This is a genomic window from Azoarcus sp. PA01, assembly GCA_001274695.2.
Lineage (GTDB): Bacteria > Pseudomonadota > Gammaproteobacteria > Burkholderiales > Rhodocyclaceae > Aromatoleum.
In genome coordinates this window covers 219,285-233,374 of the sequence record LARU01000002.1, presented here as the reverse complement: position 1 = coordinate 233,374, position 14,090 = coordinate 219,285, and the positions used below count along the sequence as shown (strand labels likewise).

11 protein-coding genes are annotated in these 14,090 nt (G+C 63.7%); 6 read left to right on the top strand and 5 right to left on the bottom strand.

Annotated features, from left to right (window positions below; all coding sequences use genetic code 11):
- The first annotated feature begins 80 nt into the window (after positions 1–80).
- Positions 81–884 (top strand): PEP-CTERM sorting domain-containing protein, encoded by an 804-nt coding sequence (locus PA01_02185; GenBank protein KON80610.1) that lies wholly within the window; start codon positions 81–83, stop codon positions 882–884.
- Between the two features lie 566 nt (positions 885–1,450).
- Entirely contained in the window at positions 1,451–2,263 is an 813-nt protein-coding gene (locus tag PA01_02180; GenBank protein ID KON80609.1) for a THxN family PEP-CTERM protein, read from the top strand.
- A 207-nt stretch (positions 2,264–2,470) separates the two neighbouring features.
- Here the strand turns inward: PA01_02180 and PA01_02175 are convergent, their stop codons facing one another.
- From PA01_02175 to PA01_02165, 3 genes are read right to left on the bottom strand one after another with little or no spacing between them, the layout of a single operon-like run.
- The gene (locus PA01_02175) at positions 2,471–3,601 is read right to left on the bottom strand and encodes an SDR family oxidoreductase (protein ID KON80608.1); all 1,131 of its coding nucleotides are present in this window, start codon (positions 3,599–3,601) and stop codon (positions 2,471–2,473) included.
- Positions 3,598–5,373 carry an AMP-binding protein gene (locus PA01_02170; GenBank protein KON80607.1) on the bottom strand — a complete coding sequence of 592 codons (1,776 nt, stop codon included), beginning with the start codon at positions 5,371–5,373 and terminating at the stop codon, positions 3,598–3,600. Before PA01_02170 ends, PA01_02175 begins: the two co-directional genes overlap by 4 nt.
- Position 5,374: 1 nt before the next feature.
- A complete protein-coding gene (locus PA01_02165) occupies positions 5,375–6,433 on the bottom strand; it encodes a hypothetical protein (GenBank protein ID KON80606.2) in 1,059 nt (352 codons plus the stop codon).
- Between the two features lie 243 nt (positions 6,434–6,676).
- On the opposite strand from PA01_02165, the gene PA01_02160 reads away from it, so the two are divergent.
- On the top strand, positions 6,677–7,204 hold the full coding sequence (locus PA01_02160; protein ID KON80605.1) for a methylated-DNA--[protein]-cysteine S-methyltransferase: 528 nt from the start codon (positions 6,677–6,679) through the stop codon (positions 7,202–7,204).
- Positions 7,201–8,103: a 3-methyladenine DNA glycosylase 2 gene (locus PA01_02155; GenBank protein ID KON80604.1), complete on the top strand. Its 903-nt coding sequence runs from the start codon at positions 7,201–7,203 to the stop codon at positions 8,101–8,103. The genes PA01_02160 and PA01_02155 overlap by 4 nt, the downstream gene beginning before the upstream one ends.
- 297 nt (positions 8,104–8,400) lie before the next feature.
- Here the strand turns inward: PA01_02155 and moaC are convergent, their stop codons facing one another.
- Entirely contained in the window at positions 8,401–8,916 is a 516-nt protein-coding gene (gene moaC / locus PA01_02150) for a cyclic pyranopterin monophosphate synthase MoaC (GenBank protein KON82247.1), read from the bottom strand.
- 79 nt (positions 8,917–8,995) lie between these two features.
- Between moaC and PA01_02145 the strand changes: the two genes are divergently transcribed.
- On the top strand, positions 8,996–10,435 hold the full coding sequence (locus tag PA01_02145; protein ID KON80603.1) for a M48 family metalloprotease: 1,440 nt from the start codon (positions 8,996–8,998) through the stop codon (positions 10,433–10,435).
- 167 nt (positions 10,436–10,602) lie between these two features.
- Positions 10,603–10,833 (top strand): sulfurtransferase TusA family protein, encoded by a 231-nt coding sequence (locus tag PA01_02140; protein ID KON80602.1) that lies wholly within the window; start codon positions 10,603–10,605, stop codon positions 10,831–10,833.
- A 98-nt stretch (positions 10,834–10,931) separates the two neighbouring features.
- On the opposite strand, the gene PA01_02135 is transcribed toward PA01_02140, so the two are convergent.
- Positions 10,932–13,781 (bottom strand): valine--tRNA ligase, encoded by a 2,850-nt coding sequence (locus tag PA01_02135; GenBank protein ID KON80601.1) that lies wholly within the window; start codon positions 13,779–13,781, stop codon positions 10,932–10,934.
- Between the last annotated feature and the right edge of the window lie 309 nt (positions 13,782–14,090).

Here is a 14,090-nt window from a genome sequence, read left to right as displayed (position 1 = left end):
GAAACGTCGAAGTTCCACGAGGGAGCCGCGACTCTGGCCGGCCAGATCCGAAGGTTCGATGTTGGAAAAGGAGATTTGTCATGACCACGAGCACAGTCCGCAACACGTTGCTGGCAGCTAGCCTGATGGCAGGCGGATTAATCATGGGCGGAGTCGCTCATGCAACGCCTGGAACTCTCTTTACCGGAAACAACAGCCTTGCATTCGACCCCGACAGCGCTACCGTCATTGGACCGGGTGAGTTTGTCAGCGTGTCCTCCACCCAGCTGGAATGGGTCGAGACGGGCGACCCGACCGATAATCACAGCTTCCTGACGATTATTCCGCCGAGCAACACGGATGTGGTCATTGCCTCCGATCTGGGAGCGGAAGAGGTCGCGCGGATTCGCCATACGAACAACATCATCCCGGTGGGGAGCTTCGATTTCACGGTCGACCTGATCGACCAGTTCACTCTTTCGGATGCGACGTTCGCCCTCACCGGAACCAACCAACTTCCCGAACTGACCTTGAACGTCGATTTCACCGAAACGCCTAACAGTCTACCGTGTCCCGCACCGAATCCGCTCGGCAGCACCTGCGACGACATTTTCCAGATTGGAAACCTGGACCTCGTCATCGACTCGTTCCTGTTTACGGCCAATGGAGAACAATTTGTCCTCACGTTCGACGTAGACGCCAGCGCGGGCGAGGGAACGTTCTTTGACGATGCGGGCAACATCATCTACACGGCGGAAAATTTTATAAGCGAGATCGTCATCACGGCGCGTATCGACCAAGTGCCGGAACCGGGTACGCTCGCATTGCTGGGTATCGGCTTGGCTGCGTTGCCGGGAGCGGGCATGTGGCGCAAATCGAAAAAGGCCGGCGTAAAGACGGCCTAATGAGTATGGTGCCAACGAGAAAGGTATTGTCGGAGTTGTCCCGCCGCTGCCGAAGGCGCGCTCGGGCAAGATGGTGCGCCGCTAGATCCGGGCACATTCCACGCACGCTCGAGAAGATCAGGACCTAGCTGGCCGGCTTGACCCGCAACCTTTCGCCCGATGACGAAGGCCCCCTCGCGGGCCTTCGTCCGTTTGGCGGAGTCCCATTCGGCACGGCTCATGGAGCGTATCGCCTCCGCCGCATCGACGCGCTGCCCCGGACGATCAATCGTCTCTGGAATCGGTGCGCATTTCCATGCCATGTACGGCGGAGCGTCTCCACAAGTCGAATCACCTGGATTCTCTCCATTCGCAGGCTGGCGCAGGCACCGCTCTCGCGGCGTCGAAATATTTTACACTCTGCGTCCGTGCGTCATGCATAAACCCCATTTAAATGAAAGAGATAAATGATGTGGCATGGATTGTGCAAGAGGACAACCGGGCGGAGAAACGTCGAAGCTCCTCAAGGGAGGCGCGACTCTGGCCGGCCAGATCCGAAGGTTCGATGTTGGAAAAGGAGATTTGTCATGACAACGAGCAGATTCCGCAACACTTTGCTGGCAGCTAGCCTGATGGCAGGCGGAATGATCATGGGCGGAGTCGCTCATGCAACGCCAGGAACGGTATTCGAGGCAGTAGACCTCCTCGAGTTTATTCCCGGCTCCGTCGTCCCGGGCGTCGGACTCGGCGGTTTTGTCAGTGCCACCGAGGACGAGTTACAATGGCGCGACACCGGCAACCCAGCCAGTGCCCATAGCTTCCTGAGGATTCTTCCCCCGAGCAACGATCCTGTTGACCTCGTATCCGATGCCGGGTGGTTTAACGTCGCCCTGATTGAGCACGAGAACAATGTCATTCCGGGTTCGACGTTCAATTTCACTGTCGATATGCGCGACAATTTCACCCTCGCCGGCGCAACCTTCGATCTCACGGGCACCAGCAGCCTTCCGGAAGTCATTCTGGATGTAAGCTTCACCGAAACGCCGAACCTGACTGAGTGCGACCCACCGAATCCGCTCGGGAGCCAATGCGACGACATTTTCGCGGTACCGAATTTGGACGCCGTGATCAACACGTTCCTGTTCTCCGCCCTGGGCGAGAGGTGGATGCTCTCTTTCCAAATTGATCCCGACGAGGATACAGGCACGTTCTTCGACGACGAAGGCAACATCATCTTCACGGCGGAAGCGGAGACAAGCCAGTTGTTTATCCAGGCACGAATCGACCAGGTCGAGGTGCCGGAGCCGGGTACGCTCGCATTGCTGGGTATCGGCCTGGCTGCGTTGCCCGGAGCGGGCATGTGGCGCAAGGCGAAAAAGGCTGGCACGAAGAAGGCCTGAAGAGAGAGTTTCAGCCTGTTGACCGGATGCGGAGTAACCGCCAGGACCTGAAAAATCCTGTGGGTTACTCCGCATTTCATTGAATGGTGTTCGAAGCTTCAACCGGGAGGGGCATTTCGCCAGAATGCCCCTCCACGCTTTTCCTGCCGTGCCTGCAGCGTGCGTCGTGCTTATTCGGCAGGACTGCGCTCGAGAGGCCCGCTTCGTTCATCCACGCGGATGTTTTTTATCCAGGTAGCGCTCGAGAACCCGCGGCAGATAGTCTTCCCAGCGCGGCAGGCTCGTGCCGCTGGTCGCTAGCCAAGCCAGATATTCCTTGTTGTCGAACCCTTGCTGGTCGCCGAGGTAGTCGACATAGATCGGAAGAGTCGCAAGGGCTCCCCTGCGATGTGCCGGAGCGAAACGTAGGGCGGCCTGTTGCAGCACCGAGAACAAGCGGTGCGGCAACAGGATGCCGAACGGGACGGCGAGACCGTGGCGGGCGAATATCTCTTGGACGCGCGATCGCAGTGTCTTGAGCGGAATCGAACGCTCGGGGCCCGAGCACAGATGGTAGATCCGACCCACGGTCTGCTCATCGACGGTCGCACGTGCGATTGCGCTGGCGACGGCATCGACCGGGATGATGTCGAGCCGCACCTCGCCCAGATCCGGTAGCACCACGTAAGTACGGCGGCCGGAAAGAAATTCGCAGATGAAGTAGAAGATCTGGAAATGGATGATGCGGCCGTCACGCGAATCGCCGATCACCATGCTCGGCCGATGCACCGTGATCGGCAGATGCTCCTGTTCGATCGCGGCGCGAACGAGAATTTCGGCTTCTGCTTTGGATTGCTCGTAAGTGTTGTGAAACGCGCGCGGTTCGTCGATCCAGCGTTCGGGCAATGCGCCGGGACGTTTGCCGGCGATGCCTACGGTGCTGACGAAATCCACTTTGCGCAAGGTTCCGTTGTGCGCAAGCGTGCGGGCCAGCGACAGAATCTCTTGCGCCGAACCGACGGCCGAGCGGCGCGCGTCATCGAGTGTGTCATTCATGCGCACGCTGGCCGCGCAGTGAATGATGTGTGTGGTGTCGGCGCCCAGCGTCGCGTACTCGGTGTCGTTCAAGCCGAACTTGGGCTGCGACGCATCGCCGCGCAGCGCTGTCAGCCGCGTGCGAGCTTCGGCGTTCGGAGGCAGGTTCCAGAACCGGCACAACTCCTCCAGGCGTTCATTCAGGTGATGTTCCGACTTTGCCCGCAGGAGAATCCGCACGCGCGTGCGCGTATCCGCGTACAGCAGAGGAACCAGGGCGCTGCCGACAGCGCCTGACGCGCCGGTGACGAAATAGGTATTCATGGTGCGTTGATCACTCGGGGTCGGGAGGGGGTGGTTGGCGCGCGATGTGAAGCACGGTCATATGCTTCCTCGATCTGTGCGCGAAATCGTTCTTCGATCGGCTTGCGCCGAAGCTTGAGGTTGGCCGTGAGTTCGCCGCCGGTGACCGTGAACGCATGCACGCTGAGAATGATCGCTCCGGGGCGCTGGTAATCACTGAAGCCCTCGCAGGCGGCAGCGACGTCAGCCGAGATTGCGGTGGATGTTGCGGCGGTGTGAATTTCACCGGCGAGCGGATGCCGGGCGTCGAGCGCAAGAATGGCGACCGGGTAGGGTCGATCCCGCCCGACGATGACCGCGTGATCGACGTAGTCAAGCTGCTTCAGTGCCGCCTCGATCGGCGCTGGAGCGATGCGGCGGCCTGTCGAGGTCTTGAACACTTCGCTTTTGCGTCCCTCGAGCCAGACGTAGCCGTCGTCGTCGATGCGGGCGTAATCGCCGGTGTGCAGGAACCCGTCGGGACTGAGCGGCGCCACGTCCGCGGTTTCGCCGTAGTAGCCCGAAAACACGCCAGGGCCGCGGACCAATAGCTCATGGTCGTCGGCCACCCGCAGTTCGTTGCCGGGAAGCGCCTGGCCTACGCTTCCGAAGCGAAAGCGCTGCGGGGTGTTCACGGCGACCGGAATCACGTTCTCGCTGATGCCGTAGGCTTCGAGGACAAGCCAGCCCAGGCCGTGGAAACGCTCCAGCAGCCAGCGCGGCATCGGCGCAGAGCCGCTGACCATGAACTGCAGTTCGTGCCCCATGACCGACCGCACCCGGCGCAGAAGAGGCGTCGCGAGCGGGTGCAGCGCGCGCCACACCCGCGCCGGTCGTCGGCCGGCGCGGCGCGCCTCGGCAACGCGGCAGCCGACAGTCCATGCGCCATGGATGAGACCCCGAACCGGCGCAGGCTGCTTCGCGAGCTCGCCGAGGATTCCGGCGTGCAACTTCTCGAAGAAACGAGGGACGCCGAGGAAGAAGGTCGGCTGGATCTGGGGTAGAAGGCGGACAACTTGATCGGGCTTATCGACGAAATACGATCTCGCCCCGCAGCTCAATGCGCAGAAGTTGATGATGCGCTGAAAGAGGTTCGACAGGGGCAGCCAGCAGACCAGACGCGAATCCTGCTGCAGCGAAGGAAAACGCTCGAGAATGGTGTCGCATGCTTGCGCGATCTGCCGATGCGAGTACGCGATACCTTTTGGCTGTCCGGTGCTGCCTGAAGTGAAGACGATCGTGGCGATGTCTTCGGGCAGGGGAGGGGACGCCGCAGAGCGAGGGCCGTTGGCCGTATCCAGCAGCTGTCCGAGAGTGTGACCGTGGCCGAGCGAGGAGTCCCGCTCACAGGTGATCGTGATCTCCGGAATTCGCCACAGCTCGCCGAAGGTCCGAAGCGTGTCGGCGGTGGAGGTTATCAGGAGGCGCGGCTTGGCGAGGTCCAGGATGTGCCGGACGTTACGGGGTGCATCGTGCGCGTCGATGCCGACGACGACGGCTCCCACCGCAAGCGCCGCGAGCTGGCAATACTCCCACTCGGGCGAGGTTGGCAGGGCGATCGCTACCCGGTCGCCGCTTTGCAGACCGAGGTCGGAGAAATGACCGGTGAGGATATCGACCCGCCGTGCGAGTTCGCGCCACGTGATCGGCTGCCATTCGCGCCCGTCGACCTGGCGCAGATAGGCGAGCTGATCGGGCGAGGCGGTCGCTCGAGCCTGCAAGCGCGCCGGCAGTGTCTGCAGCGAAGCGTTCATTTCAGGCGCGGCGCAACAACGGAGGGTCGTAAGCGCCTTTCGGCAGTGTGATGCGAAGATCGGCTTCCGCGAGGCTTAACCAGTTCATGCTGCGGCGCACCTCGCGTCCCAGGCCGATCTTGTTGCGGATCATGAAGTTGACGACGGGCGTTGCGAGCCGCCAGTAATTCCGGCTGGCCTTCCCTTCGCGGATCAGCGCCGAGAACTCGGGCACATAAGGGTTGTAACCGAAATGCTTCAGGTCCGAAAACATCATCAGCCAGTTGATCGGATAGTTGCTGACGATCGGATTCGCATGGGAGCTGCGCTGCACGAGCCCGAGCTCGGTCACCTTGCGAATCACCTGGTCCTGATCATAATCCCAGGCGTGGTAAGGAGCGAGATAGCGCGGGAAGGTGGTGTTTCCCGGCAATTTGAGCGGATTGTAGAAAGCGGCGAGTTCGTCGGCGGAGAATTGTCCGCTCTCGACGAGGTGCGGCGGCGTCCAGTCCTCGCTCCGGATCAGCGCGGGATCGAACTCGTAGAGCATGCGTTCGGGCTCGGGCTGGCCCGGCGAATAGCCGGCGAGAATGAGCGGGATGTTTTTCTCCAGCGCCAGGCGGATTGCAGCCCCTTCAAACAGCGGCGCGTAAACGTAGGAAACGGTGTACACCGCGCCGCGCGCTTCCTGATTGCACAGGAGGTAGCGAAAGAGCTTCGTCAGGAACCCGTGCGCGGGTCTGAAAACGACGTGATCGATGTCGAGCTTGCTCAGCGCAAGGCGGATGTTGGCCCATGCTACGGGCGGCAGGTCGATATCGCAGGTGAAAGCGAGCACTCGCAGGCCGTAATCGACTTTCAGGCGGTGAAGGAGGTACAAACTGTCCTTCCCTCCGCTGAGCGGGACCACGCAGTCGTATTCGGAGCCGGGATGGTTGCGCGCTGCTTTCAGGGTGGCTTCAAGATCTTCGCGATACTCCGACGCCGCGGAAGTCGCATGAGCGTCGGGCGACCGGGTGCGGCAGAAGCTGCACTCTCCGCTCGCGTCAATATCAGCTCCGGGTACGATGTCCGGCAGCAAGCATTTCCTGCATTTTTTCATCCTGATTGATCCTCTGGTCCGGCCGCTCGATGGAAGTTCTGTCACCGCGTGGGGATGATTCATCGGAACGGCAGTTTCGCGGCTCCTTGAAGGCCTTGTCGTTCGTTACGGATCTGCCTTACAGTTTCGCGGTCCACCGAATTCGAAAGCAAGAGCCGGAGTGCGCGATTATCCGGCGTCCGCTAGATTCTAGCCATCGGACCCCGGAAAGGATGCAGGATCATGACGATAAAGCGTGAAACGCTGGCGACAGCAAGCGTCCGGTTTGCGATCGGCGAATGTTCGCTGGGGGCGATTCTCGTCGCCGCGAGCGCGCGGGGGGTGTGTGCGATCCTGATCGGCGACAATGCGGCGCGGCTCGCGGATGACCTGCAGGGCCGCTTTCCGCGCGCCATGCTGATCGGCGGTGACGCCGGTTTAGAGCAGACTGTCGCCGCCGTGGTCAGGTTCGTCGAAGCTCCGGCGCTCGGGCTGGATCTGCCGCTCGACATTCGCGGCACGGCATTCCAGCAACGGGTGTGGCAGGCGTTGCGGGAGATTCCCGCGGGCCGGACAGCGAGCTACGCCGAGATCGCGCAGCGACTCGGCGCGCCGAAGGCCGTCCGGGCAGTGGCCGGAGCGTGCGCCGCAAACCCGTTGGCTGTTGCGATTCCGTGTCATCGCGTGGTGCGCAACGACGGGCAGCTGTCGGGCTACCGCTGGGGCATCGAACGCAAGCGGGCGCTGCTCGATCGGGAGGCCGGGCGATGACTGCGGTGTTGGCCTGTCGCGTCGGGTTGCCGGCGGATTTCCGCACCGACGATGTGCTTGCTTTCCATCGCCGCGATCCGCTCGCGGTTGCGGAACGAGTCGAGGGACAAACGCTGCACAAAGGCGTCGCGTGGGAAGGCCGCCCGGCATGCCTGACGATCCGCTTCGACGGCGCGCAGGCGAGCGCCGAACTCGCGGTCGACGGCGGGGCGAGTGCCGCTGCGCCGGCGGCGCTCGCACAGTTGCTGCCACGCATGCTGGGCCTGACCCAGCAGGTCGAAGTGTTCGAACGCGCCTATCGCGACCATCCGCAACTGGGCCCGCTCATCGCCCGCCATCCCGGGCTGCGGGTGCCGCTGTCGGCGAGTCCGTTCGAAGCGCTCAGTTGGGCGATCACCGGACAGCAGATCAGCGTGCGGGCAGCGGTTTCGCTACGGCGCCGGCTGATCGAAGTCGCCGGGCTGCGCCATTCGGCCGGCCTTGCGTGCTACCCCGATGCGCAGCGGGTCGCCATGCTGAACGAGGCGGATCTGCGATCGGCCGGATTCTCGCAGGCGAAAGCGCAGACTCTGATCAGGCTTGGCCATCTCGTCGCCGCGGACGAACTGCCCCTCGATGCATGGACCGCGACGCCGCCGGTCGACGAGATCCGCGAGCGCCTGATGCGCGTGCGCGGCATCGGGCCGTGGACGGTCGATTACGCGCTGCTGCGGGGTTTCGGCTGGCTGGACGGATCGCTGCACGGCGACGTCGCGGTGCGCCGCAGCCTGCAGACGGTGCTCGATTGCTCGGACAGCGTCACCGAAAGGCAGGCGAAGCACTGGCTTGCGGAATTCTCGCCGTGGCGCGCATTGATCGCGGCGCACCTTTGGGCCGTCGGACTCGGCAAGCTCCCTTAGCATCCGGCCGGCGTGCTTTCGGGAAAGGGAAGGTGGAACCGGCCGGCTACAAAGACCGGCAACAAAGAAATAGCCCCGCGTTATGGCCGGTCTGCAATTACGCTTGTCTTTCCGAAATACTGCCTCCGAAAGACTTTGACCGACCACGCGGGGCACACCCCTATTCTAGTTCGCGATCGTCAACTTGCAAGGTTCGGGTATCGGTCGCCGAAATTGTGATCGAGGTGATCTCCGCTGTCCCCGCGAACGCGTTCGCGGGGGAAGGGGGCGCGTCGCCGCACGGGGCTGCAGCATCGGCTATCCGGGGTTCCCGGCGACCCAGTGCCCCGACTTGCCGCCGAGTTTCTCGACGAGCTGGATGCCGTCCATGCGCATGCCGCGGTCGACCGCCTTGCACATGTCGTAGATCGTCAGCAGCGCGACGCTGACCGCGGTGAGCGCTTCCATCTCGACACCGGTGCGTCCGACGGTTTCCGCGGTCACGCTGCAGGCGATCGCGCTCGCCGGCGCGTCGAGCGCGAACTCGACTGCGACCCGCGTCAGCGCAATCGGGTGGCACAGCGGGATCAGCTCGCTGGCGCGCTTCGATGCCTGAATTGCTGCGATACGGGCGATGCCGAGCACGTCGCCTTTTTTCGCGGTGCCGGACTGGATCATCGCGAACGTCGCCGGTTGCATCGTGATCCGGCCTTGGGCGATTGCGACGCGACGGGTTTCGCGCTTGTCGCCGACATCCACCATGTGGGCCTGTCCGTCGGCGTCGAAATGGGTGAGGATCGGGGTGTCGAGCGGAGGCGTGCCGGGTTGGGTCATGAGCTGTGTGCGCGTCGCGGCGATAGCGCGATACATTCCGCGCGGAACGGTTGGAAGTGGATGGGTATCATAGCACCCGATGATCAAACGACTTTTTATCCTGCTGCTGTGCGTCGCGATGATGCCGCGCCTGAACGCGGCCGATCTGCCGGACCTGGGCGACGTCGCGGCGTCGGAGCTTTCTCCGCTCGCCGAGCGCAGGATCGGCGAGTCGATCATTCGCGAGATCCGTTTTCGCGACGCCGCCTATCTCGACGACGCCGAAATCGAGGACTACATCGATCGCCTCGGGCAGCGCCTCGTGACGGCGAGCGCGGCGCCGTACCAGGCGTTCGACTTCTTCGTCATCCGCGATGCGACGCTCAACGCATTCGCGCTGCCGGGCGGGTTCATCGGCGTGCATAGCGGGCTGATCCTGGCGGCCGAATCGGAATCCGAGCTCGCTTCAGTGCTCGGACACGAAATCGCCCACGTGACGCAGCGCCACATTGCCCAGCTGGTCGGCAAGCAGAGCCAGTCGAGCATGGTGATGCTCGCGTCGCTGCTCGTCGCAGTGCTGGCTGCGCGCAGCAATTCAGAGATCAGCGAGGCGGCGATCGCCGCCGGGCAAGCCGGGGCGATCCAGTCTCAGCTCGGCTACACGCGCGACTTCGAACGCGAGGCCGATCGCCTGGGTCTGCAGACGCTCGAAGGCGCCGGCTACGACGTGCGCGGCATGCCGAGTTTTTTCGAGCGCCTGCAACGCGCGAGCCGTTTCTATGAGAACAATGCGCCGAGCTACCTGCGCACCCACCCGCTGACCGGCGAGCGGATTTCGGACATGGGCAACCGTGTCGCGCAGATGCGCTATCGGCAGGTGCCGGATTCGCAGGATTTCGGCTTCGTGCGGGCGAAGCTGCGGGTCGGCGCGGTCGCGCCGCTCGATGCCGTGCGGGAATTCCAGTCACTGGCGGCGAAACCCGGAGCCGACGCCGCGGCGCGCTACGGGCTGGCGCGCGCGCTGCTCGCCACCGGGCGGATCGATGAGGCGACCAAGGCGCTCGACGCGCTGCGAAGTGACGCTCCTGCATCGCCGTTCATCGAATCTCTCGCCGCCGAGTTGCGCCTTGCGGCGCGTGACCCCGCCGCCGCGGTGAAGATCCTCGAGGCGGCGCAGGGACGGTTTCCCGACAGCCGGGCGCTGCGCTACGCGCTGGTCGATGCGTTGCTGCACGCCGGTCGCGCCCCCGAGGCGGCCGCGATGGCGCGGGCGGACGCGCTGCGTCGCACCGACGACGACCGCATGTGGACGCTCGTCGCGCGCTCGGAGGCGGCGCTCGGCCGCCGCACCGCGCAGCATCGTGCCCAGGCGGAAGTGTACGTGCTGCAGGGAAGTATGCCGGCAGCGATCGAGCAACTCGACCTCGCGCGCCGCGCCGGGGACGGCGACTTCTACGAGCTTTCCGCCGTCGATGCGCGGATGCGCGAGCTGAAGGCCGAGGAACGCCAACGCCGCCTCGACAGGCGCGACGGGAACTGAGCGCCCCCAGTAAACGGCTTTGCCGTTTCCGCCCCCGAGCGGGACAAGAAAGCTTGGGGCGGCCCTGCGTTTTCTCATGAGGCGCGCAGGTGGCCTTTCGCGAATGGCGAGTGAGCCTTTAGAATCCGCCGCTTGATCGATCGACGAATGCGATGAGGAAGGGACAGATGGATTTCGACAAGGAAGTCGATGCACGCGGGCTGACCTGCCCGCTGCCGATCCTGCGCGCGAAGAAGATGCTCGCGGAAATGACGCCGGGCCAGGTGGTGCGCGTGCTCGCGACGGACCCCGGATCGGTGAAGGATTTCCAGGCGTTCGCGAAGCAGACCGGCAACGATCTGCTGCAGCAGGGCGAGACGGCCGACCAGGCTTTCGAATTCTTCCTGCGACGCAAGTAGGACGGCGGGGTTCCTTTTTTATCGCCGTGACTCGGCGCCGTAAAAAAAGGGGCCACCCATTAACTGCGGGTGGCCCCTTGTGTTACGCCGTGCCCGGCTCAGCGTGCGCCGAGTTTTTCGAGTTGCGGACGCAGTTTTTCGACCGTCGCTTTGAACCCGGCGAGCCGCTCGCGTTCCTGCTGTACGACCGTCGCCGGTGCGCGTGCGACGAAGCTCTCGTTGCCGAGCTTGCTCTCGGCTTTCGTCATCTCGCCTTCGAGCCGCGCGATCTCTTTCGCGATGCGCTCGCGCTCCGCGGCGATGTCGATTTCGACGCGCAACATCAGCTTGAAGCTGCCGGCGACGGCGACCGGAGCGAGTTCGTCGGTGCCGATCTCGTCGACGACCGCGACCTCCGACAGGCGCGCAAGGCCGGCGAGATAAGGCGCATGGCTCTTGAGCGTCGTCGCGTCGCCCGCGGCGACGAGCGGCATGCGCTGCGCGGGCGAGATGTTCATCTCGCTGCGCAGGTTGCGGCAGGTGCCGATGATCGCCTTCAGCTCGGCGATCTTCGCCTCGGACGCTTCGTCGAGCCGTGACAGGTCGGCTTCGGGATAGCGCGCCAGCATGATGCTGTCGGTGTCCTTGCGCCCGGCGAGCGGCGCAACGGTCTGCCACAGCTCCTCGGTGATGAACGGGATCAGCGGATGCGCGAGGCGCAGCACCGTCTCGAGCACGCGCAGCAAGGTGCGACGCGTCGCGCGCTGCTGCGCTTCGGTGCCGCCCTGGATCTGCACTTTGGCGAGCTCGAGGTACCAGTCGCAGTACTCGTCCCAGACGAATTCATACACCGCTTTCGAGACGAGGTCGAAGCGGTAGTCGTTGAAATGCTGCGCGACGTCGGCTTCGGTGCGCTGCAGCTTCGACACGATCCAGCGGTCGGCAAACGAGAAGTCGAGGTTCGCGACGTTGCACGCGGCACTGCCGGCCGCGGCGCTGATGCCGCAGTCCTGGCCTTCGCAGTTCATCAGCACGAAGCGCGTCGCGTTCCACAGTTTGTTGCAGAAGTTGCGGTAGCCTTCGCAGCGCGACAGGTCGAACTTGATGTCGCGCCCCGGCGTCGCGAGCGACGCGAACGTGAAGCGCAGCGCGTCGGTGCCGAACGCGGGAATGCCTTCCGGGAATTCCTTGCGCGTCTTCTTCTCGATGCTCTGCGCCTGCTTCGGGTTCATCAGGCCGAACGTGCGCTTCTTCGCAAGCTCGTCGGCCGAGATGCCGTCGATGAGGTCGATCGGGTCGAGCACGTTGCCTTTCGACTTCGACATCTTCTGCCCTTCCGCATCGCGGATCAGCCCGTGCACATAGACGTCGCGAAACGGGATCCTGCCGGTGATGTGCTTCGTCATCATCACCATCCGGGCGACCCAGAAGAAGATGATGTCGAAGCCGGTCACGAGCACCGACGACGGCAGGTACTGCTGCAGAAGCGGGTTTGCGGCATCAGTGGCCTCGTCGCCGGTCCAGTCGAGCGTCGAGAACGGCCACAGCGCGGACGAATACCACGTGTCGAGCACGTCGTCGTCACGGCGCAGCCGACCGGTGTAGCCGTCCTGCGCGGCGAGCGATTTCGCCTCGGCTTCGTCGTGCGCGACCCACACGCGCGCGTCGCCTTCGGCGTCCGCGTACCACGCCGGAATCTGGTGGCCCCACCACAGCTGGCGCGAGATGCACCAGTCCTGGATGTTGTTGAGCCACTGGTTGTAGGTGTTGACCCAGTTTTCGGGATAGAACCGGATCTCGCCGGACGCGACGCATTCGAGCGCTTTCGCGGTGATGCTTTTGCCATCCGTGCCGGGCTTCGTCATCGCGACGAACCACTGGTCGGTCAGCATCGGCTCGATGACCGCGCTGCTGCGGTCGCCGCGCGGCACCATCAGCTTGTGCGGCTTGATGCCGGCGAGCAGCCCTTGCGCCTCGAGATCCTGCACGATGACTTCGCGTGCGACGAAGCGATCCAGGCCGCGGTATTTCTCCGGCGCGTCGTCGCTGACGTTCGCGTCGAGCCGCAGGATGCTGATCATCGGAAGATCATGACGCAGGCCAACCGCGTAGTCGTTGAAGTCGTGCGCCGGCGTGACCTTGACGCAGCCGGTGCCGAACTCGCGGTCGACGTAGTCGTCGCCGATGATCGGGATGTCGCGGTCGCAAAGCGGCAGGCGCACCGTCTTGCCGATGAGGTGGGCGTAGCGTTCGTCTTCCGGATGCACCATCACCGCGACGTCGCCGAGCATCGTTTCGGGCCGCGTCGTCGCGACCGTGAGGCCCTGCAAGTCACCGATCGGCCCGTTCGAGAACGGATAGGTGATGTGCCAAAGGAAGCCGTCTTCCTCTTCCGAGACGACTTCGAGGTCGGACACTGCGGTGCCGAGCTTCGGATCCCAGTTCACGAGCCGCTTGCCGCGGTAGATCAGGCCTTCGTTGTAGAGGCGCACGAAAGTCTCGGTGACGGTCTTCGACAGGCCTTCGTCCATCGTGAAGCGCTCGCGCTTCCAGTCGGGGGACGTGCCCAGGCGACGCATCTGCCGCGTGATCGTGCCCCCCGAGTATTCCTTCCACTCCCACACTTTCTCGACGAACTTGTCGCGGCCGAGGTCGTGGCGCGAGACGCCTTTCGCGTCGAGCTGGCGCTCGACGACGATCTGCGTCGCGATGCCGGCGTGGTCGGTGCCCGGCTGCCACAATGTGTTGAAGCCGCGCATGCGGTGGTAGCGGGTCAGCGCATCCATGATCGTCTGGTTGAAGCCGTGGCCCATGTGCAGCGTGCCGGTGACGTTCGGCGGCGGCAACAGGATGCAGAACGCGTTCGGGTTCGACTTGTCGAGGCCGGCGTCGAAATGACCGCGCGATTCCCACTCGGGATACCAGCGGGCTTCGATCGCCGCGGGCTCAAAACTTTTGGCCAGTTCCATGGTGTGCTCGGGGGCTTGAAGGCAAAAGGCGGATTATAGCGGATCGACGGCGGGCCTCCGGAACCTGGCCAGTCGATCAGCCAACCTGCATTGGAACGCGCTGGAACGCAGAGTCGGGGCCCGCGCGCGCATCCCCGATTAGCCGTTGTGCATCACTCTTGCTTACATTTTTCAGGGCGATCAGTGGGTTGCAGGGGCGGGGGAGCTCCTGTTTAATGGCTCGCCCCGTTTCGGGACCCAGGGTTGTGAACAGCCCTTGGGGTGGCACCAAAGGGGAGCGCAGTGCACGGCGCAGTGCCTGCTCCAACT

Bases quoted from the DNA above. Each gene is read 5' to 3' on its own strand.
- moaC (KON82247.1), bottom strand. From the start codon at position 8,916: ATGACCCAACCCGGCACGCCTCCGCTCGACACCCCGATCCTCACCCAT.
- PA01_02170 (KON80607.1), bottom strand. From the start codon at position 5,373: ATGAACGCTTCGCTGCAGACACTGCCGGCGCGCTTGCAGGCTCGAGCG.
- PA01_02155 (KON80604.1), top strand. From the start codon at position 7,201: ATGACTGCGGTGTTGGCCTGTCGCGTCGGGTTGCCGGCGGATTTCCGC.
- PA01_02175 (KON80608.1), bottom strand. From the start codon at position 3,601: ATGAATACCTATTTCGTCACCGGCGCGTCAGGCGCTGTCGGCAGCGCC.
- PA01_02140 (KON80602.1), top strand. From the start codon at position 10,603: ATGGATTTCGACAAGGAAGTCGATGCACGCGGGCTGACCTGCCCGCTG.
- PA01_02160 (KON80605.1), top strand. From the start codon at position 6,677: ATGACGATAAAGCGTGAAACGCTGGCGACAGCAAGCGTCCGGTTTGCG.
- PA01_02185 (KON80610.1), top strand. From the start codon at position 81: ATGACCACGAGCACAGTCCGCAACACGTTGCTGGCAGCTAGCCTGATG.
- PA01_02145 (KON80603.1), top strand. From the start codon at position 8,996: ATGATCAAACGACTTTTTATCCTGCTGCTGTGCGTCGCGATGATGCCG.
- PA01_02180 (KON80609.1), top strand. From the start codon at position 1,451: ATGACAACGAGCAGATTCCGCAACACTTTGCTGGCAGCTAGCCTGATG.
- PA01_02135 (KON80601.1), bottom strand. From the start codon at position 13,781: ATGGAACTGGCCAAAAGTTTTGAGCCCGCGGCGATCGAAGCCCGCTGG.